General features: G+C 54.7%; 25 protein-coding genes. 18 read left to right on the top strand and 7 right to left on the bottom strand.

The annotated features are described in order from the left end of the window. Position 1: 1 nt before the first annotated feature. Both ASD8599_RS03540 and ASD8599_RS03535 read right to left on the bottom strand, forming a co-directional pair. Positions 2 to 385 carry an AtpZ/AtpI family protein gene (locus tag ASD8599_RS03540; RefSeq protein WP_108827257.1) on the bottom strand — a complete coding sequence of 128 codons (384 nt, stop codon included), beginning with the start codon at positions 383 to 385 and terminating at the stop codon, positions 2 to 4. A gap of 185 nt (positions 386 to 570) precedes the next feature. Further along, complete coding sequence (locus ASD8599_RS03535; protein WP_181364399.1) at positions 571 to 1,476, bottom strand: LysR substrate-binding domain-containing protein; 906 nt, start codon at positions 1,474 to 1,476, stop codon at positions 571 to 573. Between the two features lie 352 nt (positions 1,477 to 1,828). Here ASD8599_RS03535 and ASD8599_RS03530 point away from each other — a divergent pair, with 352 nt between their 5' ends. Continuing rightward, the gene (locus tag ASD8599_RS03530; protein ID WP_108827255.1) at positions 1,829 to 2,188 is read left to right on the top strand and encodes an ArsR/SmtB family transcription factor; all 360 of its coding nucleotides are present in this window, start codon (positions 1,829 to 1,831) and stop codon (positions 2,186 to 2,188) included. Here the strand turns inward: ASD8599_RS03530 and ASD8599_RS03525 are convergent. Together ASD8599_RS03525 and ASD8599_RS03520 are read right to left on the bottom strand one after the other, a co-directional pair. Continuing rightward, complete coding sequence (locus ASD8599_RS03525; RefSeq protein ID WP_108827254.1) at positions 2,142 to 3,029, bottom strand: DMT family transporter; 888 nt, start codon at positions 3,027 to 3,029, stop codon at positions 2,142 to 2,144. The two genes, ASD8599_RS03530 and ASD8599_RS03525, sit on opposite strands and share 47 nt — an antisense overlap. Further along, complete coding sequence (locus ASD8599_RS03520) at positions 3,017 to 3,895, bottom strand: LysR family transcriptional regulator (protein ID WP_108827253.1); 879 nt, start codon at positions 3,893 to 3,895, stop codon at positions 3,017 to 3,019. Before ASD8599_RS03520 ends, ASD8599_RS03525 begins: the two co-directional genes overlap by 13 nt. Positions 3,896 to 4,009: 114 nt before the next feature. Here ASD8599_RS03520 and ASD8599_RS03515 point away from each other — a divergent pair, with 114 nt between their 5' ends. The 10 genes from ASD8599_RS03515 to ASD8599_RS03475 all read left to right on the top strand — a co-directional run bounded on the left by ASD8599_RS03515 (position 4,010) and on the right by ASD8599_RS03475 (position 10,176). Further along, on the top strand, positions 4,010 to 4,480 hold the full coding sequence (locus ASD8599_RS03515; RefSeq protein ID WP_108827252.1) for a hypothetical protein: 471 nt from the start codon (positions 4,010 to 4,012) through the stop codon (positions 4,478 to 4,480). 177 nt (positions 4,481 to 4,657) lie between these two features. Further along, positions 4,658 to 6,160 (top strand): signal recognition particle protein, encoded by a 1,503-nt coding sequence (ffh, locus tag ASD8599_RS03510; protein ID WP_108827251.1) that lies wholly within the window; start codon positions 4,658 to 4,660, stop codon positions 6,158 to 6,160. Beyond that, positions 6,161 to 6,694, top strand: coding sequence for a GNAT family N-acetyltransferase (locus tag ASD8599_RS03505; protein ID WP_108827250.1), 534 nt, complete (start codon positions 6,161 to 6,163; stop codon positions 6,692 to 6,694). It begins immediately after the preceding gene. Further along, a complete protein-coding gene (locus ASD8599_RS03500; protein ID WP_108827249.1) occupies positions 6,687 to 6,989 on the top strand; it encodes a chorismate mutase in 303 nt (100 codons plus the stop codon). Before ASD8599_RS03505 ends, ASD8599_RS03500 begins: the two co-directional genes overlap by 8 nt. Before the next feature lie 13 nt (positions 6,990 to 7,002). After that, entirely contained in the window at positions 7,003 to 7,401 is a 399-nt protein-coding gene (gene rpsP, locus ASD8599_RS03495) for a 30S ribosomal protein S16 (RefSeq protein WP_108827248.1), read from the top strand. Positions 7,402 to 7,418: 17 nt separating this feature from the next. After that, positions 7,419 to 8,048 carry a 5,6-dimethylbenzimidazole synthase gene (bluB, locus tag ASD8599_RS03490; protein WP_108827247.1) on the top strand — a complete coding sequence of 210 codons (630 nt, stop codon included), beginning with the start codon at positions 7,419 to 7,421 and terminating at the stop codon, positions 8,046 to 8,048. Positions 8,049 to 8,051: 3 nt separating this feature from the next. Beyond that, entirely contained in the window at positions 8,052 to 8,195 is a 144-nt protein-coding gene (locus ASD8599_RS20235; RefSeq protein ID WP_181364398.1) for a hypothetical protein, read from the top strand. After that, positions 8,192 to 8,698, top strand: a complete 507-nt coding sequence (rimM, locus tag ASD8599_RS03485) for a ribosome maturation factor RimM (RefSeq protein ID WP_108827246.1) — start codon at positions 8,192 to 8,194, stop codon at positions 8,696 to 8,698. Before ASD8599_RS20235 ends, rimM begins: the two co-directional genes overlap by 4 nt. 104 nt (positions 8,699 to 8,802) lie before the next feature. After that, positions 8,803 to 9,597, top strand: a complete 795-nt coding sequence (gene trmD / locus ASD8599_RS03480) for a tRNA (guanosine(37)-N1)-methyltransferase TrmD (protein WP_245925916.1) — start codon at positions 8,803 to 8,805, stop codon at positions 9,595 to 9,597. Between the two features lie 123 nt (positions 9,598 to 9,720). Beyond that, the gene (locus tag ASD8599_RS03475) at positions 9,721 to 10,176 is read left to right on the top strand and encodes a tellurite resistance TerB family protein (RefSeq protein ID WP_108827244.1); all 456 of its coding nucleotides are present in this window, start codon (positions 9,721 to 9,723) and stop codon (positions 10,174 to 10,176) included. A gap of 179 nt (positions 10,177 to 10,355) precedes the next feature. Here ASD8599_RS03475 and ASD8599_RS03470 read toward each other — a convergent pair whose 3' ends face one another. Further along, entirely contained in the window at positions 10,356 to 10,943 is a 588-nt protein-coding gene (locus tag ASD8599_RS03470; RefSeq protein ID WP_108827243.1) for a LysE family translocator, read from the bottom strand. A gap of 456 nt (positions 10,944 to 11,399) precedes the next feature. Here ASD8599_RS03470 and rplS point away from each other — a divergent pair, with 456 nt between their 5' ends. The 7 genes from rplS to ASD8599_RS03435 all read left to right on the top strand — a co-directional run bounded on the left by rplS (position 11,400) and on the right by ASD8599_RS03435 (position 18,248). Then, positions 11,400 to 11,774 carry a 50S ribosomal protein L19 gene (gene rplS / locus ASD8599_RS03465; RefSeq protein WP_108827242.1) on the top strand — a complete coding sequence of 125 codons (375 nt, stop codon included), beginning with the start codon at positions 11,400 to 11,402 and terminating at the stop codon, positions 11,772 to 11,774. A gap of 11 nt (positions 11,775 to 11,785) precedes the next feature. Then, positions 11,786 to 12,007, top strand: a complete 222-nt coding sequence (rpmE, locus tag ASD8599_RS03460) for a 50S ribosomal protein L31 (protein ID WP_108827241.1) — start codon at positions 11,786 to 11,788, stop codon at positions 12,005 to 12,007. A 168-nt stretch (positions 12,008 to 12,175) separates the two neighbouring features. Then, entirely contained in the window at positions 12,176 to 13,813 is a 1,638-nt protein-coding gene (locus ASD8599_RS03455) for a tetratricopeptide repeat-containing sulfotransferase family protein (protein ID WP_108827240.1), read from the top strand. A 129-nt stretch (positions 13,814 to 13,942) separates the two neighbouring features. After that, complete coding sequence (locus ASD8599_RS03450) at positions 13,943 to 14,752, top strand: division plane positioning ATPase MipZ (RefSeq protein ID WP_108827239.1); 810 nt, start codon at positions 13,943 to 13,945, stop codon at positions 14,750 to 14,752. 13 nt (positions 14,753 to 14,765) lie between these two features. Further along, positions 14,766 to 14,990: a hypothetical protein gene (locus tag ASD8599_RS03445; protein ID WP_108827238.1), complete on the top strand. Its 225-nt coding sequence runs from the start codon at positions 14,766 to 14,768 to the stop codon at positions 14,988 to 14,990. Between the two features lie 33 nt (positions 14,991 to 15,023). Continuing rightward, complete coding sequence (locus tag ASD8599_RS03440) at positions 15,024 to 16,241, top strand: amidohydrolase family protein (protein ID WP_108827237.1); 1,218 nt, start codon at positions 15,024 to 15,026, stop codon at positions 16,239 to 16,241. Positions 16,242 to 16,589: 348 nt separating this feature from the next. After that, a complete protein-coding gene (locus ASD8599_RS03435) occupies positions 16,590 to 18,248 on the top strand; it encodes an ABC transporter substrate-binding protein (protein WP_108827236.1) in 1,659 nt (552 codons plus the stop codon). Positions 18,249 to 18,335: 87 nt separating this feature from the next. On the opposite strand, the gene ASD8599_RS03430 is transcribed toward ASD8599_RS03435, so the two are convergent. Both ASD8599_RS03430 and ASD8599_RS03425 read right to left on the bottom strand, forming a co-directional pair. Next, positions 18,336 to 18,761, bottom strand: coding sequence for a response regulator (locus tag ASD8599_RS03430; RefSeq protein WP_245925915.1), 426 nt, complete (start codon positions 18,759 to 18,761; stop codon positions 18,336 to 18,338). After that, positions 18,758 to 20,221: an ATP-binding protein gene (locus ASD8599_RS03425; RefSeq protein ID WP_108827235.1), complete on the bottom strand. Its 1,464-nt coding sequence runs from the start codon at positions 20,219 to 20,221 to the stop codon at positions 18,758 to 18,760. The genes ASD8599_RS03430 and ASD8599_RS03425 overlap by 4 nt, the downstream gene beginning before the upstream one ends. Positions 20,222 to 20,305 lie beyond the last annotated feature (84 nt).

Below are 20,305 nucleotides of genomic sequence, written 5' to 3'. Positions count from 1 at the left end.
CTCAGGCTCCCTCATCCTTGCGGGGATCGCCCGCAGTGTCTTTAACCGTGCGAACATCGTCCGCCGTATCTTGTTCGGCCTCATAGGCCATTTGTCGGTCCTGAAGCTCCTGCGCGCTGCGGATCATCGTTTTGACCCCGGCCACAAGCCCCAAGCAGGTGAAGATCAGCATGAAGATGGGAAGCGTCCCAAAGAGCCAGTCCAGCCCGTACCCCATGCCGAAACCGATCCCGAGACCGGCCACCAATTCCACCACCATCCGCCACGCGTGCTGCGCTTGGGAATAGTGTTCTTCCTTTCGAGGCGCAGGTTCTTGAGCCTGCTGCGCGGCTGCCAGTTTTTCCTCTAGCTGCTCAAGTCGCTGCTGTCGGTCAGTGTCAGGCACGCGGTTTTCCCCAGTTGGAAATCTCGGCGCATAGGTACGTCGGGCACAGATGCGAGTCAACCGCACCAAAACGCGATGCAAAAACTAACCAAGTCTTTGAATTACAGTTATATTTTTGACACGTCGCAACAGGGCGTTATTCTGCCGCAGCTCTGGTTTTGGCCAAAAATCCTGTTTCTGGTTATTCAACCGTTTGGTTGATCTTCTCCGGTATCGCGGAATTGCAAGGTTTGAGACAGAAGCCATGCGCGCACCTGACGCACTGCGCGGCGCCGAATGCCCTGCGAGGCACAGACCAAATGAAACGCCCCCGAAATCAGGCTGACGTCAGAACACTGAACCAATCGTCCGGCGGCGACTTCATGGGCCACACACTCTTGCGACCCAAGATATATTCCCTGACCTTCCAAAGCGGCTTCGACGGCAAGGTTTGCACGCAACCGCCACATCCCTTCTTCGGATGCTGGAACAGGTGCGCCCGCAGCAACTGCCCATTTTTGCCAAGTGTCTTCGCGCCGGTCCCGGAACCGTGGCGCTGCAAGGATGTCTTTTGCTGTCCAAACCTTTCCCTTCAACAGCGAAGGTGCGGCAAACGGAAAAATCCGGCCATCGCTTAACACGTCCGACGGCAGATCCAATGTCCCACGGTGGGCAAACCGCACAGCCAAATCCGCCTCATAGCGATCGACATCTGCCAGATCATGGGATGCTTCCAAGCGCAGTTCGATCTTGGGAAACGCCACCTGAAAAGCGCCCATGCGCGGCACAATAAACTTTTGCGCAAAAAGTGGTTCACTGTTCAGTGTGACACGCCCCTCGGGGGTTTCGGCCAAATCCTCGGTGGCGTCGTCCACGATATCCAACGCTGCTGTGATCCGCCCCAGATACGCACGCCCCTCATCACTCAGCTCTACACCGCGCGGCAAGTCCCGAAACAGATGCACCCCCAAACGGTGCTCAAGTCCGCGCACATGGCGACTGATCGCAGAATGGTTCACGTTGAGTTCTTCGGCGGCCCGCGTAAAGCTTTGGTGCCGCCCAGCGGCTTCAAAGGCGCGAAGGGCGTTCAAGGGGGGCAAGTTGCGTGACATTTCACATATGTGCCTTTTAAGCACAAGTTGTGTCAAGGAATGAGCGTTGAACTGTTTCGAAAAACCCCGCATTCCTAACCTATACGCCATATAAATAGGTTTCAAATGCCTCAATTCGTTCAAACTGCGCCTTCGCGCGGCCGGTCTCTTTTTGTAACGATAAAGCGTCTATGGACCGCTACTAAACCTGCTGGCCCATGCGCCCTACGCCATATCTCAGATGCGCAGGCCCGCGATATTGGGTTAACATCCGCCCAGATCGAGGCACTGCGCTTTGAATATCCGTCGCGCAAAACGCGCCATCCCGGTTTGTGACCTTTCGCCCGCGGCGCCCTGCCGGTATGGTTGCGACATGGCCATGACGCTCGATACGATTTTTGCAGCTCTTGCTGATCCGACCCGCCGGATGATCCTGACTATGCTGTTGGAAGATGACATGGCCGTGACAGACGTGGCCGACCCGTTTGACATGTCGTTGGCGGCCATTTCCAAACACCTCACCATCCTGACCCGCGCCGGCCTGATCGCGCAGGAAAAGCGCGGCCGCGTCAAGTGGTGCAAGCTCGAACCTGACGCCATGAAAAGCGCATCGGTCTGGATGCAAGGCTTTGGCCAGTTCGAACCCGTGCATCTGGATGCCTTTGAACGGTTTTTGGAAGGCGAACTTAGTCTTCCCGAAGAAGCAGCGACAACGCCACCACCGTCAGAATAACGCCCCCCAACACCCAGATCACCGGCACACCATTGCCCAGCGCAATTTCCCACAAAATGACCCATGAGGGCGTCAGATACGTGTAGGCCATGACTTTGGCAGACGGCAGGCGCAAGGATGCGAATTGCAGCAAAACAAAAGTTGCCGCGCTGGCGCAGACAGATACGTAGAAAATCGTGATCCAGACAATCGGCGGCAACGCCCCCCAGTCCGTTTGGCGCAAATCGGACCACCCGTAGACCGTCAACAGCACACAGCCTGCGACAAGAACCCCGAAACTGAACACCACCGCAGGTTCCCCACGGTTTAGTTTACGGATCATCGGCGTGTAAATTGCATGCGCCACACAGCCTGCAAAGTAGATCATTTCCCCACGCCCTATTTCAAAGGCCATCAACGCGCGCAGGTCTGCTTTGAAGATCACCCAAAGGGCGCCCGCCCCGCCAATCGCCAAGGCAAACGCCATACGCGGTGTCGTGATCTGGCGCAAAAGAACATAGCCAAACCCTGCGGACATAATCGGTATCAAAGTGAATACAGCCGCCGCAGAAACCGGAGGCGCCGTTTTCAGCCCTTCGAACATCAGCACGAAATACGTCCCGAACAGCGCCCCCAATACCACATAGCGCCACGGGGCCTGAAACGCAGCGCGTGTCAGCGTACCGCTTGCCAGTACCGCAATCCCGATCACAAGGCCCGCAATCGCAAAACGCACTGCATTCAACGCGCCCGGTGCAATTTCATTGGCAGCCATCGCCCCCAACGAAAAGGACCCCGCAACCAACATCGAAAAACACAGCATCGCCAAATGGCCCTGCTGCGACGGAGTCAATTGCCCCATGATTTGGAATGCTCTTTCAGAAAATTCAAAAACGCCTGCACTTTTGTTGTCCGGTGCAAATCGACATGAGTGACCAGCCACAAAGGGGCGGACCAGTCTTCCTGATGGGGAAACACCTCTAGCAGATCAGGATTTTTTTCTGCCTCGTTGACACCCATAAATCCAATGCCCGCCCCCGCGATCACCGCTTGTTCCAAGGCACGTACATCCGAGCTGCGGAATGTCAGTGCCGCCTGAGGCACTTTTTCGCGCAGCCAGCGGTTGAACGGCGCACGGCTGTCATCGTTGTCGTGGCCCACAAACCGATGTTGGCCGTAGTCCTCGATGCCTGTCGGCATGCCGTGTTTCGCAACATAGCCACGGCTTGCGTAAAGCCCCATGCGCTGGCTGACAAAAGGTTGCACCACATTGTCGGGTTGATCCGGCGCATTGCCCGCGCGGATAGCCACATGGGCTTCACCGTATTCAAGCCGAAACAGACGTTCACCTGTCAGGTAGCGGACAATCACATCAGGGTGTTCTTGTTGAAAAGCCGTCAGCAGCGGCGCCATACTGGGGGCCAGTGACACCAAAGAGGTCACTACCAGCTCACCCGACACATCCGTGCCCCGTCCTTTGATGCGTCCCACCAATTGGCTGAACTGGTCATCCGTGGCTTGCGCCACACGAAACAGATCCTCGCCGGCTTCTGTCGCGGTGTACCCGCGGGCGTGCCGTTGAAACAGCTTAACGCCCAAACGGCCCTCTAATGCATCGATGTGACGAATGACGGTGGCATGATGCACCCCCAAAACATCAGCCGCACCACTGACCGTGCCTTTGCGGGCAACCTGATAAGCGGTTTTGATCTCGTCCCAATTGTCCATTCAGGCCCTCATGTGCACAAATTCACAACGCACCCCAACCTACCGACACTTCGTTCGCATTTGCAATGGCTTGCGCTTTGACTTTGCACGCCACCCAACCATAGGGTGCCCCCTATGAAGGTCATCGAAAACACCGCGGAACAGCTTGTACTGTCCCAGACCCCTTGGGTTCTGGGCATCCTGATGTCGGTCGTATCGCTCGGCGCAATTGGAACGGTGCTTGTGCTGCTCTATCACCGCCAATGGCTTTTGGGCGCATTCATCGCTGGTGTCTCGGTGTTGGTGTTGCCTATTGCAGTGCTGCTTGTGGTGCAGCGCACACAGATTGTCGTCACACCTGAAACAGTCAGCATTCAATCCCAGAATTTGGCGCGTATCTTCAAGACCGACGTTGCAACGCAAACCATCAAACACGCTTCGGTGGAACGTTTCCGGCAAGAAGGCGACGTTATCACCACGTTTCGCCCGATTCTGGTCACAGCTGATGGTGACGTGCCGCTGCGCAAAGGCTTCCAAAGCGGGAACGGTGCGCAAGACATCGCAGACATTATAAACACATGGCTTGATGCGCATCGCGGCGGTTGACTCTGTAGACGCATCCACCTAAACGACCCACAACATCCGGAAGCTTCGATCTTCCGGTCCTTGATATCAAGGATCGCCCCCTGTCAGCGCGTCGCGCCCACAGGGGTATTTGTGTATTCCGCTTTGGGTCCCTACATCGGGGTGATCCAGCAACCGAACCGAAGGGGGCCATGGCCCATGTTTGAGAACCTATCTGAACGCCTCTCCGGCGTCTTTGACCGCCTCACCAAACAGGGTGCGTTGTCCGAAGAGGATGTGAAAACGGCCCTGCGCGAAGTGCGTGTGGCCCTGCTTGAGGCCGACGTCTCGCTGCCGGTGGCCCGTGACTTTGTTAAAGCGGTTCAGGAAAAGGCCACAGGCCAAGCGGTCACCAAATCCGTAACCCCCGGCCAACAAGTCGTCAAAATCGTACATGACGCGCTGATCGACACGCTAACGGGTGAAGGCGAACCCGGTGCGTTGAAAATCGACAATCCCCCTGCCCCGATCCTGATGGTCGGTCTGCAAGGCGGCGGTAAAACGACCACAACCGCAAAACTTGCGAAACGTTTGAAAGAGCGTGACGGCAAAAAGGTCTTGATGGCGTCTTTGGACGTAAACCGTCCGGCGGCCATGGAACAATTGGCCATCTTGGGCAACCAGATCGGCGTCGACACATTACCTATCGTCAAAGGCGAAGCGCCTGTCGCAATCGCAAAACGCGCCAAGACCCAAGCGGCCATGGGCGGTTACGACGTCTATATGCTCGACACCGCAGGTCGCTTGTCTATCGACGAAGAATTGATGGAACAGGTCAAAGCCGTACGCGACGTGGCCGATCCACGCGAAACGCTTTTGGTGGTTGACGGTCTAACGGGTCAAGACGCTGTGCATACGGCCGAAAACTTTGACGACCGCATCGGCATTTCCGGCGTGGTCCTGACCCGCATGGACGGCGACGGTCGCGGCGGTGCCGCATTGTCCATGCGTGCCGTCACAGGCAAGCCCATCAAATACGTTGGTCTTGGCGAAAAGATGGACGCGCTGGAAACGTTCGAGCCTGAACGGATCGCAGGCCGCATCCTTGGCATGGGCGACATCGTATCGCTGGTAGAAAAGGCCCAGGAAACCATCGAGGCTGAACAAGCCGAAAAGATGATGAAGCGCATGGCCAAGGGTATGTTCAATATGAACGACCTGAAAATGCAGCTTGAGCAGATGATCAAGATGGGCGGTATGCAGGGCATGATGGGCATGATGCCTGGCATGGGTAAAATGGCCAAACAGGTCGAAGAGGCCGGGTTCGACGACAAAGTGCTGAAGCAGCAGATCGCCCTGATCCAGTCCATGACGAAAAAAGAACGCGCCAATCCTCAGATTCTGCAGGCCAGCCGCAAAAAGCGGATCGCGCGCGGCGCGGGGATGGAAGTGTCCGACCTGAACAAGCTGCTGAAAATGCAGCGCCAAATGTCCGACATGATGAAAAAGATGGGCAAAATGGGCAAAGGTGGCATGCTGAAGCAGGCCATGAAGGGGATGATGGGCAAAGGCGGAATGCCCGCCGGCATGGACCCCTCCCAGATGGACCCCAAAGCGCTGGAAGCTGCAGCAAAACAAATGGGCATGGGCGGCAAGCTGCCCGGTATGGGTGGCGGAATGGGCCTGCCTTCTGGGCTGTCCGGCTTTGGAAAAAAGAAATAAATGACGGCTTTGGCCTCCATACCTACGCTGCACACTGAGCGATTGACCCTTCGTGGACCCACGGAGGCCGATTTTGACGTGTTCGCAGCGTTTTACGCCTCTGAACGATCCAACTTTGTCGGGGGGCCCTTGCCGCGTGAACAGGCTTACCGGATCTTGATGCAAGAAGCCGGCCATTGGCAGTTGAAGGGCTTTGGGCGCTTCAGCCTTGTCGAAAAGGAAACAGGAGCCACGGTCGGTATCGTTGGTTTGTGGAACCCTGTAGGGTTTCCCGAGAATGAGCTTGGCTGGGACCTGTTCGATGGCGCGTCTGGCAAAGGCTACGCCACCGAAGCCGGTGCAGCGGTGCGCGCATATGCTTACTCTACCTTGGGATGGACAACTTTGATCAGCATGATCGCCGACGGCAACGAGGCGTCTGTTCGCGTAGCCAAGCGCCTTGGTGCGCGTCCGGACGGCACTTTCACGCATGAACGGTTTGGACCCATGGCAATATGGCGACATCCTGCACCCAAGGAGGCCTCAAATGACTGACGCTGTAAACCGCGCTGCCGCCGTGCTGAAAGAGCACCGCGAAAGCATTGATCGCCTTGACGCGATCCTCATCTACACCCTCGGTGAGCGGTTCAAACACACACAGGCTGTGGGGAAACTCAAAGCCGAACACGACCTTCCCCCGTCCGATCCGGCCCGCGAGGCCACCCAGATCGCACGTCTCGAAGATTTGGCAAACCGGGCCGACGTAGATCCGGAATTTGCCAAGAAGTTTCTCAACTTCATCATCGCTGAAGTCATTCAGCACCACAAATCACACCAATCTAAATCCTAAGGAAATCAATACCATGGCTATGAAAATTCGCCTCGCCCGCGGTGGCTCTAAGAAGCGCCCGTTTTACCGTATCGTTGCAGCAGACAGCCGCATGCCACGCGATGGCCGCTTCATCGAAAAGCTCGGCACGTACAACCCACTGCTGCCCAAAGACAGCGAAGAGCGCGTGAAAATGAACATGGAACGCGTTCAATACTGGTTGGGTGAAGGCGCACAGCCAACTGACCGTATCGCACGTATGCTGGAAGCGGCTGGCGTGAAGGAAAAAGTCGAGCGTAACAACCCCAAGAAGGGTACACCGCACAAGAAAGCGCAAGATCGCGCTGAAGAAAAAGCTGCAAAAGCAGAAGCCGCCGCAGAAGCAGCAGCAGCCCCTGCCGAAGAAGCACCTGCGGAAGAAGCTGCAGAGTAATCAGAAGGTCAGCTGGCATGGATGCCTTTTCACAAGACTTCCGCGACCAGTTTCAAAACCTTTTGGCGTGGCGCCGCGATGTGCGGCGTTTTCGCACCGATCCCGTGGACGAGGCGTTGCTGATGCAATGCCTCGACACCTTCCGATTGGCCCCCTCGGTGGGTCTGTCAGAACCTTGGCGTGTGGTCCGCATTCAAAGCGCCGCAATGCGCACCAAAGCTATTGAAAATTACCAGACAGCAAATGCAAAAGCACTCGACGGCTATACCGGCGAAAAAGCCGAGCTTTATGCGGGTTTGAAGCTGTCCGGCATGCAAGAAGCCCCGGAACATATTGCAGTCTTTTGCGATGATGCGACATCCAAAGGCTCGGGCTTGGGGGCAACAACCATGCCTGAAATGCGGCGCTATTCTGTTGTTGGTGCTGTAAATCTGATGTGGCTTATGGCCCGTTCTCTTGGGCTTGGGATGGGCTGGGTGTCCATTCTTGACGCCTCGAAGTTATCTGCGGATTTAGATGTGCCTGAAGACTGGTCGCTTATTGCCTATTTGTGCATCGGATGGCCCGAAGAGAATTCGACGACGCCAGAGCTTCAGACCAAAGGCTGGGAAACCCGCCAAACTGCCCTTAACATTGAGACACGGTGACCCATGTTTCGCATGATCCGCACCATCATCTTTGTTGCAGTCGCCTTTGTTGCGGGTGTCCTATATGAGCAATACAACGATGGCCTGGACTGCGATGCCAAGGGCGGAGAAATGATCAAAGGCCTGTGCGAAGGAACGCTTCAATGAGAGATGAAATGATTTGTGTGGGCGCTGTCAGTGGCTCATATGGCGTACAGGGCGAAGTGCGCATCAAAAGCTTTTGCGCGACCCCCGAGGACATCGAAACCTATAGCCCTTTGACCTGCGAACACGGCGTCGACGTGTTCCATCTGTCCTTGATCCGCCCCATCAAAAACGGCTTTGTGGCGCGTTTGGTCGAGGTAAAGACCAAAGAGCAAGGCGATGCGCTGAAAGGCACCCAGTTGTTTGCACGGCGCGCGCAACTGCCCAGCCTGCCCGACGACGAATACTATCATTCCGATCTTGTGGGGCTGACGGTTTCAGACACCGGTGGCACGCTGATTGGCACCGTGAAATCCGTGCAAAATCATGGTGCGACAGACTTGCTGGAAATTCAGAGCCCCGGATCAAGCGCCACGATTTTGTTGCCATTTACACTGGCTGCGGTTCCAACTGTGGATCTGGACGCGGGCCGCATTGTGGCTGATCCCCCCGACGGCGTTCTTTAGCCTAGCCCACAGGCTTTGGACCGCATCAAGAAAGCTTTGAGTTCCGCGCGGCATTGATGTTATGGCCAACAGGTTGCGTGACCCTATCTAGAAAGGCCCGAACCGTGGCAAACACCCCAAAGTCATTTGGCCGCAAATCAATTCGCGCCACGATGACCCCAAGCAGCCTGATGGACGAAGTTCCAGATCTTGCCGGTGTTTGGCAAGCCCGTGTCATCACATTGTTTCCAGACGCTTTTCCTGGTGTATTGGGCGAAAGTTTGACGGGGCGTGCATTGCAAGACGGCAAATGGCAGTTGCACACACATAACTTGCGTGACTTTGGACTAACGAAACACAAAAACGTCGACGACACGCCTTCTGGTGGAGGCGCGGGCATGGTGTTGCGGGCCGACGTCGTGGGGCCAGCAATCGAAGCTGCCAATGCCCATTCCAAGGGTCGCGTACCGGTGGTCTATATGTCACCACGCGGTGTGCCGTTTACCCAGAAAATGGCGCAATCATGGGCGCGGTGCGATGGTGTAACGATCCTGTGTGGCCGCTTTGAGGGCGTCGATGAACGTGTGCTTGAACACTACAATGTCATGGAGGTTTCGCTGGGAGATTTTGTTATGACCGGCGGCGAAATCGCAGCGCAGGCCATGATCGACGCCACGGTTCGCCTGTTGCCAGGCGTTTTGGGAAACGCCGACAGCGCCGTTGAGGAAAGCCATTCCAACGGCCTTTTGGAGCATCCACAATACACCCGCCCCGCCACATGGAACGGACGCGACGTGCCGCAGGTTTTGATGTCTGGAAATCACGCTAAAATCGAACAATGGCGTCAGGAGATGTCAGAAAACTTGACGCAAACACGCAGGCCCGACTTATGGGCAAAACGCACGAAGCCGGAAAAATAGCGGTGGGATGCCCGTGCGTTAACCTTTTGGCGTTAACCTTTTTGCGAGGTTGTTAACACTTTGTTTGCTATGCTTCACAACAATCGCTAGCCTGCATAAAACGCTCATTTACAGGCCCCTTTCATGTTTGAACGACTGCTCGCTTTCATCCAAAATCCAACAAAATATGAAACGCCTTTGCCTCCAGCGGACGCAGCCCATGTGGTTGGCGCCTTGATGGTACAGGCCGCCAAAGCAGACCGTGCCTATCTGTTTGAAGAAGTCGAAGTGATCGACCGCGTGTTGGCCCGACGTCACAACCTGAACCCGGTCGAAGCCGCAAAAATGCGCGCCCAGTGTGAAAAGCTGGAAGAACACATGCAGGACACCGATGCATTGGCCGGCATTTTGAAAGAAGCGGTCGGCACGGAAGAAGCCGAAGCTGCCCTGCGCGCCCTGTGGGCCGTCGTGTTTGCTGACGGGCTGGAACAAGAAGAAGAAGACAACGTGTTGCACCACGTCGAAGCCGTTTTAGGTGTGTCCCCTGCCCGCGCCAAAGAATTGCACGATGAAGAGATGCGGAACACCGCCAAAGCCTGATCAACGTAAATCTTCACGTAGGTGGCCAACAACACATAGGCTTGCCTTCACATAGGCTTGCCTTCACATAGGCTTGCCTTCAGGACCCATCAATCCGGATGATCTGGCAGATCGCGGAATGCCCGCTGCACCAAGAACCGTGACGCAAATCCGTTGCGTGACGTCCCATAGTGTTCGGGTTAAAGAAAGATCAACACCACTGTGGCGGCCATAAACGCCGCCATAACGGTCATGAACCCACGCCAGATGGCATCAGACTGCAAGACACCAGACAACAGATGCCCGACCGTTGTCCAAAACAGGCAAACACACAAGTTTATTCCGGCAAAAACCACAAACAGCCTGAGCGCCTCGATATGTGGGGCCAGCCCAATTCCGAAACCCGCGGACGCGGCTAAGGTAATCGCCCAGATCTTCGGGTTTACCGCCTGAAACAGTACCGCTTGCACAAAGGTGAACGGCTGTCCTGCATCTTTTGCACGCCCTGCCCGCCCCGCCTGTGCAGTGCGCCACGCCAACCACAAAATCCAAAGGGCCGCCGCAATCTGAAACACCAGTTTCAATGCTGGAAGCGCCAACAACAGCGCGTTAACTCCAAATGCGCTGCTGGCTGCCAACAGCCCGGTCCCTATTGGCACGCCCAAAAGATGCGGCAAGGTGCGCCTGAACCCGAACCGCGCCCCGGACGCCGTCAACATGACGACATTTGGCCCGGGCGAAAACAACCCAGCAAACACAAACAATAAAAGAGGGATCGATGCATTCATAAGCGACACCTGGACTATGTGCTGCATTGTTCTGTCACAGCAGATTGAAATAAAATGCGCCGTGATCTAGAACAGCATGGCTTTGATTATCATGCACAATTGCAGGTCAGATCAACAAGAATGCGGCAGCCTGCCCGTCCAGTTTGCACATAAGATCCCGACACCCTTAAAATCATTATGTTACAAAGCGATCTCGTGACGTCTCTGGTGCCTGCGCGGCCTTGACCCGAACCCGTTTTTGGAACTATACCCTGCCCGTTCCGACTCGCATTTTGTGTGACCGGACCCTTTGTCCTGTTTCCGCTTCTTCGCGGTCTGTTTGCAGCCCAAAGGTACCAAAGCAATGTTGACCTATCCTCTTGCGGGCGAATGTGTTTCGGACCCGATGAAGACAAAGAGCTCTGGATCGCACCAAACACTTCGGGGGCAAACCCTGAGCATTATAGGAGCCATCAGATGAACCTGATTGCACAGCTAGAGGCGGAGCAAATTGCCGCCCTGGGAAAAGAAATTCCTGATTTCAAAGCAGGCGACACCGTGCGCGTCGGCTTTAAAGTGACCGAGGGTACACGTACCCGCGTTCAGAACTACGAAGGTGTGTGCATCGCGCGCAACAACGGCAAAGGTATCGCCGGATCCTTCACAGTTCGCAAAATTTCCTTTGGTGAAGGCGTGGAACGTGTGTTCCCATTGTTCTCCACCAACATCGACAGCATCACCGTGGTCCGCCGTGGTCGCGTGCGTCGCGCCAAACTGTACTACTTGCGCTCGCGTCGTGGTAAATCCGCACGTATCGCAGAAGATACAAACTACAAAGCCCCTAAAGCCTGAAGGTCAGACAGATGAAAGCAGATACACATCCCGATTATCACCTGATCAACGTCAAAATGACAGACGGCACAGTGATCGAAATGAAATCCACTTGGGGCGCCGAAGGCGACCAATTGGCTTTGGACATCGACCCCTCTGCGCACCCCGCGTGGAACGGCGGCAGCAGCCGTTTGTTGGACACTGGCGGTCGTGTTTCCAAGTTCAAAAACAAATATGCAGGTTTGGGCTTCTAAGCCTTTCCCATCGCTATTTTTTGCAAGGCGTCGCTTGGAAACAAGCGACGCTTTGTGCGTTTTTGACGCTTCTTTTGTTGGTCCTTGACGATTTGGTAACCAGTAATGCACCAATATTTGTCCCAAGAGTGAGACTCAGTCACACGCCACAGGGGGCCACATCTTTCTATGAATTTGAAACCATTCTCTCGCCCGCGTCACGGCACTGATAATATTTTTCCGCCCATCATGCCTACGCTTGATCTGGCGGCGCAAATCCAGGATGCACGGCGGCACCTAGAATCCGGTCACACCGAATTGGCATCGGTCATCGCCGACACCTTGACCCTAACGGCCCCTCTCAACCCACAGGTGCTGCATTTGCGCGGTGATTGCCTGACGAAGGACGGGAAACTGACCGAAGCGATTGCTTTGTTTGACAAGGCCCTAACAAGCCAAGACGTAGATGATCTTTGGGCCTCCAAAGGGCGTGCTTTGGCAGCGCTTGGGCGCAATGCGCGCGCCGCTTTGTGTTTTGAACGCGCCCACGCATTGGCCCCGCATGCAGCACATTGGCATGCATTGGCAGAAAATCTACTCAGCGCTGGCGCCCCCCAAGATGCACATTTTGCAATGGCAGAGCATTCCGAAACATCGGATTTGCTAAAGGCACGCATTTTGATGCAGTTGGGTCGTAAGAAGGAAGCTATGGCGGTCGCGCACGCGCAAAAGGCGATCACCGCTCAGGCGTTCGACTGGCTTTGTGATGTGACAAAGACCGCAGACGACATGGCAAACCTTCAAATGCGGGCCGTAGAACTGCTTGCAGAGAAGGACACCCCGATCGCTTTGGTAAAGACCGCAACGCAATTGGCAGGCGAACACTGCCCGCAAAAGACGCAAGATCGGCTAAGTGCCTGTATAGAAGGGACAGGCAGCTCTTCATCCGAAAAAGCGAACGCTCATTTGGCGTTGTTTCGGATATCTGATCAACGCAAAGACACCACCCGTGCAGCGGAACACCTTTCGGCGTATCACAAGTGCGCCCAAGCAACTTCAAACTACAAACGCAGCAAAGACAGTGTGCTGTTTACCATGCTGATGCGGCTTCGGTTCACTCCGCTACCGGCAACCAAAAGTTCTATCCTGCCTCTGTTTGTAACGGGTTTGCCGGGGTCAGGTGTCGCTGCGATGGCACGTATTCTGGAACAGGGTTCACTGAACCGGGCTGCCCGTCAATTGACCTTCGTAGAAACCATTATGACGCGTTTTATACGTCATCTAAGACAGGAAAAACGCCTCGATGTGACACGTGAAGACCTGTTGGTACTGCAATCCCAACTGCGCGAAGGTTTGCGGCAGGCCGCGGATGGGGCTGACGTGCTGATAGATTGCACGCGCTTGAATTTTCGTTGGTCAGGATTGCTGGCCGCCGCCCTGCCCGAGGCGCGGGTTGTGCATATGACCCGTGATCACGTGCACACAGCTTGGACCACGTTCCGCAGCGATGGCCCCGACCTGGCGCTGGGCTGTCGTCACACACCGATGCATCTGGCGGCATACTTACTGCGCAGTGCGAATTTGATGCGCCATTGGGAATCGCAACACGCCAACATATGCGGTGTGTCCGGTGATGCCTTGTGTCGTCCCGGTGGTCACACGGCTCATGCCGTTTTGAAACGCTGCGGCTTGAATTGGTCGGCACATTGCGACTTGCCAAAAGACACTGCAAACCGCGATTGGCACCGCTATGCAACAACGGCGGCCCCCTTACGGCTGGCTTTACGGGAATTTACCGATCTACAGCCGATGCAATTGCCGATGTGACGCTTCCCAAAGACCAATACCCCACATATAGTATGCCCAACATGACGCGAAACTGTGTGTTCAAGCATGACGCGATATTGTGTTTGGTACACAGCGCGGCCCAAAGGCACGCGGCGAAGGGGACAGATCATGGCGCATATTATTGTCGTCGGGAACGAAAAAGGCGGCGCGGGTAAATCCACCGTTTCAATGCATGTCGCGACGGCTTTGTCGCGCATGGGGCACAAAGTCAGTGCGTTGGATCTTGATCTACGCCAACGCACATTCGGACGATACGTGGAAAACCGCGCCGAGTTTATGAAAGAGTCTGGCCTGTCTTTGCCATCCCCCGAAGTGCATGATCTTCCGGAGATTGACAGCAACAGTCTGAAACCGGGTGAAAACGTCTATGATCACCGGTTATCTGCGGCCGTTGCAACGCTGGAACCCGACAGCGATTTCATCCTGATCGACTGCCCCGGTTCACACACGCGCCTTAGTCAGGTTGCCCATTCGCTGGCGGACACGCTGGTCACGCCATTGAATGACAGTTTCATCGACTTCGATCTTTTGGCGCGGATCGATGCCACGGGCGATAAGATCAAAGGCCCTTCTGTTTATTCTGAAATGGTCTGGAACGCCCGCCAGCTGCGCGCCCAAGCGGGATTGCAACCCATTGACTGGATTGTTGTGCGCAACCGATTGGGCGCACAGCGTATGGTCAACAAAGAGAAAATGGAACGCGCCATCCAGATGCTATCCAAGCGTATCGGGTTCAGGGTCGCGCCGGGCTTTAACGAACGCGTCATTTTCCGCGAACTTTTCCCCCGCGGCCTGACCCTACTGGACCTCAAGGACATCGGCGTCAAACAACTGAATATCTCAAACATCGCAGCGCGTCAGGAATTACGCGACTTGATGAAGTCCCTGAACCTTCCGGGAGTTTCCGTCGACTTTTGAAGAAAGGCTGACCATGACCAAACCAAAATTTGGACCCACCCGATCAGAGCTTTTGTTTCGGCTTGGGTTTTCGATCGTGGGTTTGGGACTTTTGGTCGGCGCGGTGGCCGTGCGCGGCATGCCAAAGGGGCCCGCCATGTTTGAAACCATAGGCGTGGCCGGATTGTTTTTTGGCGGAACTTTGATCTGGACAGGTTGGAAGTTGGTCAAAGGCATCTATGCCGACGCACCCGACTGAAAATCCGAAGTAAAACGCTGAAAGGGTATATAAATGGTGGCACGGATTGTGTGCGATGTTGTGGTGCCCAAATCCATGATTGCCCACCCGGCGCGGTTCGGCGGAACCGATACCGGGGCTTGCCTGCGAGGTGACTTGCATATCGAAAGCAGTGGCCGTGTTCACCTGCAGAATTCAGCGTTTTCCGCAACGCCCCGCATGGTTTTGCCTGCATTGGCAGAAGCACATTGCCACTTGGACAAATGCCACTCCATTTTCCGTATGGACAATGTCGGGGGTGATCTGTTGGAGGCAATTGAACGCCAACGCCAAGACAAAGCAAATTGGACCGCTGACGATTTGGCCGCCCGTGCATCGCGTGGTCTGGCCGAAGCACAAGATGCCGGTTGCGCGGCCCTGCGCACCCATATCGATTGGGGGGACACAGCTGAACCACCTTTGGCGTGGACGGTCATAAACGATCTCGGGTTGCAGTCCCCGATGGACGTACACTGCGCCGCACTTACCGGTGTTACCGAAATGGCGGACGAATCCTATTGCACCGCCGTCGCCCGCGCTGTCGCGCAGAGCAATGGTGCCTTGGGCGCGTTCATTCATGGACAGCCTGAAATCGCAAAGGCACTGACCAATATGTTTGATGCCGCAACGCGCTTTGGCCTGCCTTTGGATTTTCATGTAGACGAAAGCCTTGAAGATCTGAACGGCGTTGAAACGGTCGCCGACGCGGCAATTGCTTGCAACTTTGAAGGACCGATATTGTGTGGGCATGCCGTTAGCTTGATCCGCAAAACTCCAGCCGACCTTTCTCGTATTGTGGACAAATTGCAAAAAGCCGGGATCACGATCTGCGCATTGCCGACAACAAACTTGTACCTTCAAGGTCGCATTGCTGGTACGCCCAAAGACCGAGGCCTGACCTGTTTACAAGAGTTGCGCGATGCGGGTGTCGCGATAAGCGTGGCGTCCGACAATGTAGGGGATGCATTTTGTCCTTTGGGGCAGCACAACCCAATGGCTGCTCTGAACCTTGCAGCATTAAGTGCGCATCTTGACCCACCATTCGAAGATTGGTTGGCATTGATTACAACAAACGCATCGCGTGCCATGGGGCTAGATCCACTTTATGTGGACAGCGCACCCCTGTCGAAATTGCGGATTTCTGATGCAGAATCGACCGCGGATCTGGTTGCGGGTCGCGCCCCCCTGCTGCCACTTGCAAACGCGTTTCTTGAGTTTCAGCCGCCCAAATGAAGTTGTTTTGCGGTGGACACACACTGTAAATTTCAATCTCCAACAGTCTTCCTTTGGAAAATCTTAATTGGCGCCCCGAAAAACCCCCTAAGCCACGCCACAACGACACAAGTGACGGTGCAGACCAAGCAAATGCCGTTTTTTGTACCAAGATGTACATAACGGGCTGCGTAAGCTGACGTCAGCGATCCAAGTTAGGGTTGACGCCGCGCGTCCGTGTGACGACTATCCGGGCATCATCCGCCAAAAGGGTGGCAACAAAGGCAGATCAACTGCCGCACCTGTGGGTCACTCACCCACGTTTCAGGCGCCAGCCCCAGGGCCGCGCCAACTACAGAGAGGAAGAACATGACGTTTTTGACACGGACTGGCACGCCTTTGCATTCATCCATTACGGATGCTGCGAAAACAGCTGGAAACGATGAAGTAAGCCGCCGCGAATTCTTGGCTTTGGCCAGCGCCTTTGGTGCCACGGCCGCGACAGCCTATGCAATGCTGGGCACGGCCCGCCCTGCGATGGCTGCTGGACACAAAGTTGGCGGCACAGTTCGCTATCAAACAGAAGTACGTGCCCTGAAAGACCCGCGCACCTATGACTGGTCACAAATCGCGAACTTCTCGCGTGGTTGGCTGGAATATCTGGTCACATATGAAAATGACGGCACCTTTCAACCGCAGCTTCTGGAAAGCTGGGAAGTGTCCGAAGACGCAAAAACCTACACATTGAACGTCCGCAAAGGCGTAAAATGGAACGATGGTTCCGATTTCACTGCCGAAGACGTTGCACGCAACATCACTGGCTGGTGCGACAAAGACCTTGAAGGCAACTCAATGGCCGGCCGGTTTGCGACACTGATTGACGCAGATACAAACCAAGCATTGGACGGCGCCATCGAAGTCGTGGACAGCCACACCGTTAAGCTGAACCTGCCAAGCCCAGATATTTCATTGATCCCTGGTATGGCGGACTATCCGGCAGCGATCGTGCCTGCGTCCTACACGGCAGACACAGCCCTTTCCAATCCAGTTGGCACAGGCCCCTACAAGCCAGAATCTCTGGAAGTTGGCGTCAAAGGTGTCTTGGTGCGCAACGAAGACCACACATGGTGGAACGCAGGCAACGGCGCTTACATGGACCGCATCGAATACATCGATTACGGCACAGACCCCGCTGCTTGGGTCAGCGCCGGTGAAGCTGACGAAATCGATCTGACGTATTCCATCGAAGGCGAATTCATCGATATCTTCGATACGTTGGACGGCTTTGTGAACAACTCTGTGGTGACGGCTGCAACCGTTGTTGTACGTCCAAACCAGCTGGCTGAAGTTGATGGCAAAACGCCATATGCTGACAAACGTGTTCGTCAGGCGATTTCCATGGCTGTCGACAACGAAATCTTGTTGGAGCTGGGCGTAACCGGACGCGGCGAAAAGGCTGAAAACCACCACGTTGGCCCAATGCACCCCGAGTATGCAGAACTGCCAGCGCGTAAAGTCGATCCAGCAGGCGCAAAAGCGTTGATGGAAGAGGCAGGCATGGCCGACTTCGAACACGAGCTGATTTCGATTGACGCTGGGTACCGCAAAGACACCACCGATGCGGTTGCGGCACAATTGCGTGACGCGGGTATCAAAGTCAAACGGACCATTTTGCCAGGCTCTACGTTCTGGAACGATTGGGCGAAGTATCCGTTCTCTTGCACAAACTGGAACCACCGTCCGTTGGGCGTTCAGGTTTGGGCTTTGGCATACCGCGGCGGTGAAGCATGGAACGAATTTGGCTGGGCAAATGACGAATTCGACGCGATCCTAACTGAAGCTCTTGCAACGCCAGACGTCGAAGCGCGCCGCGCATTGATGATGAAAGGTCAAGCATTGGTGCAAGAAGAAGGCGTTACGATCCAGCCTTACTGGCGTTCCCTGTACAACCACACCAAAGAAGGTTTGGTCGGCGGCGGTCACCATATCTCATTCGAGTTCCGCCCTGCGGAAATCGCCTGGACCTAAACACCTAAGAAACTTTAAGAAGGGGCTGCAGTTTTTTGCGGCCCCTTTTTTGTGCCTCACTTAACCCTGAAAGCTTTGCGTTCGTCACTAAGTCGGGTTGTCGTTGCCGGCGTCCGCATCATTCAACAGCCCTGCAACAAACCCGATATGGTCCATCACCATCGGTTTTTCCAGAAATGCACGCACAACAGGGTTTGCTTGTGCCCTTTGTCGATCCGAAGGGTTGATAGATGTCGTCAACATCACAACGACCATGCGGGCGAAATCAGCCCCCAATTCCTGAGTGGCTTCTTCAAGGAATTCAAAACCGTTCATCCGGGGCATATTTATGTCCAAGAAGATAACGTCGATATTTTGGCCCGGATTTTCCTTTAAAAACATCAAAGCTTCGTCGGCGTAGTTGAACGAGATTATGTTTTCCACACATCCGGAACGGTTCAAAATACGTTTGTAATTGCGCTGGTCAATTTCTTCATCGTCAATCAACATGACCGTTTTAATCATTTCAGTCATCGTCCCTCCACCGGAAATTCAACCGTCATCGCACACCCATCGCCTGACTGCGATTTCATCGAAATCGTGCCACCATGGTTAGCGGTCACGCGTTTACATACGGTTAAACCCAAACCGGACCCCGGATGATCGGTGTGGGTGTGCAGACGCTGAAACAGTGCAAAAATCTTTTCATGGTGAATTTGATCCACACCTATGCCGTTGTCTTGCACACAGAAGCGAATCCGGTCCCTTTTTTTGGGCAAGACTTCGCGGATAGTGACATGGGGTGGCACACCCGGCGTGGCAAATTTCAGGCCATTTTGAACCAGGTTTTGAAACAGCAACCGCAATTGCCAAGGGCTGCCTTGCAACCTTGGAAGATCTCCTATTTCCACAATCCCATTAGATTGGGCAATATCGCCCGACAGATCTTGCACAATCTCTGCCAAAAGCACGTTCAAATCGACATCCTCAACTTGCAGATCGTCCCCAACGGTGCGTGCATATTTCAAGACATCTTCAACCAGAAGCGTCATCCGTTGAACCGTTAGGCAGGCGTCTGCAATCATGGACTTGCCGTCTTCGCTTAGATTATCGGCTTCGGTTTCCAACAGCTCTTTTAACAACATCTGGATCGTATTCGCAGGTGATTTCATGTCGTGGGAAATTGCATAAGTGAACTGCGCCTGTTCTTCGTTGGCATTTTCCAGCGCTTGGCTCCGTTGCCGCAACAGAGTTTCCACGACTCTGCGGCGATGCACTTCGGCCTGAAGCTTATCAAAGTCCTGGCGCCCTTTCCTGTGTGCATCATTGATGGCAGCAACGATGTTGTCCAAATCGTCTCGTGTTTCATGGGGCGCTCGATCCAGTTGCAGCGGTTTTCGACGGTCAAACCAACCGCGTTGCGACACATGTTGAGATATCGTTTCTAGATGCCGAGTGACCATGCGGTCGAACAACAACAGCATCACCATAGACGCGCAGAGTGTCTTTCCTAGATTTGAAAACAGCATGACAAACAGCTGCGACCACAATCGTGTTTCCACCGAACGCAAAGTTACCCCGACAAACAGTTTGCCCAAGGGCACCTCACGCGCGGTGTCTGCATCGTGAAAAAAGTCCACTGTGCCGCTGACAGTCCGGTCTACACCGGTGAATTCGCCTGCCTCCCAAATCTGTCCATTATCCGACTGAAGCTTCAGATACTGCACATCCTCATTGTGCAGCACGCCTTCCAACAGCGCCTCTATCAAAGGGGAGTTATATCGCCACAATGCCTCTTCAAAGCCGTGTTTGAAGCTGCTTTCGATCATCTGCACAGTGGCGGTGACCTCCGCCCGCCCCTGTTTGTAGCTGGCATAAAGTTGAAAGCTGGAAGCGAACAAGGATAAAAACGCGTTGGCCAGCAAGATATAGATAACCATGCGACGCCCAAGCGCACTTGAAGATCGCCCCCCAACCGAAAAAAAACCTGTCATCTTGGCGACCTGAACAATGCTGTTAAGACGTGCTTAATGGTTGGCATTATCATGCGATAACCCAGCCCAATTTCCAGCAACAGA

The sequence above is a fragment of the Ascidiaceihabitans donghaensis genome, from assembly GCF_900302465.1.
GTDB classification, from domain to species: Bacteria; Pseudomonadota; Alphaproteobacteria; order Rhodobacterales; family Rhodobacteraceae; genus Ascidiaceihabitans; species Ascidiaceihabitans donghaensis.
The sequence above is the reverse complement of the archived record's forward strand: the minus strand, read 5'-3'. Positions and strand labels throughout refer to the sequence as shown.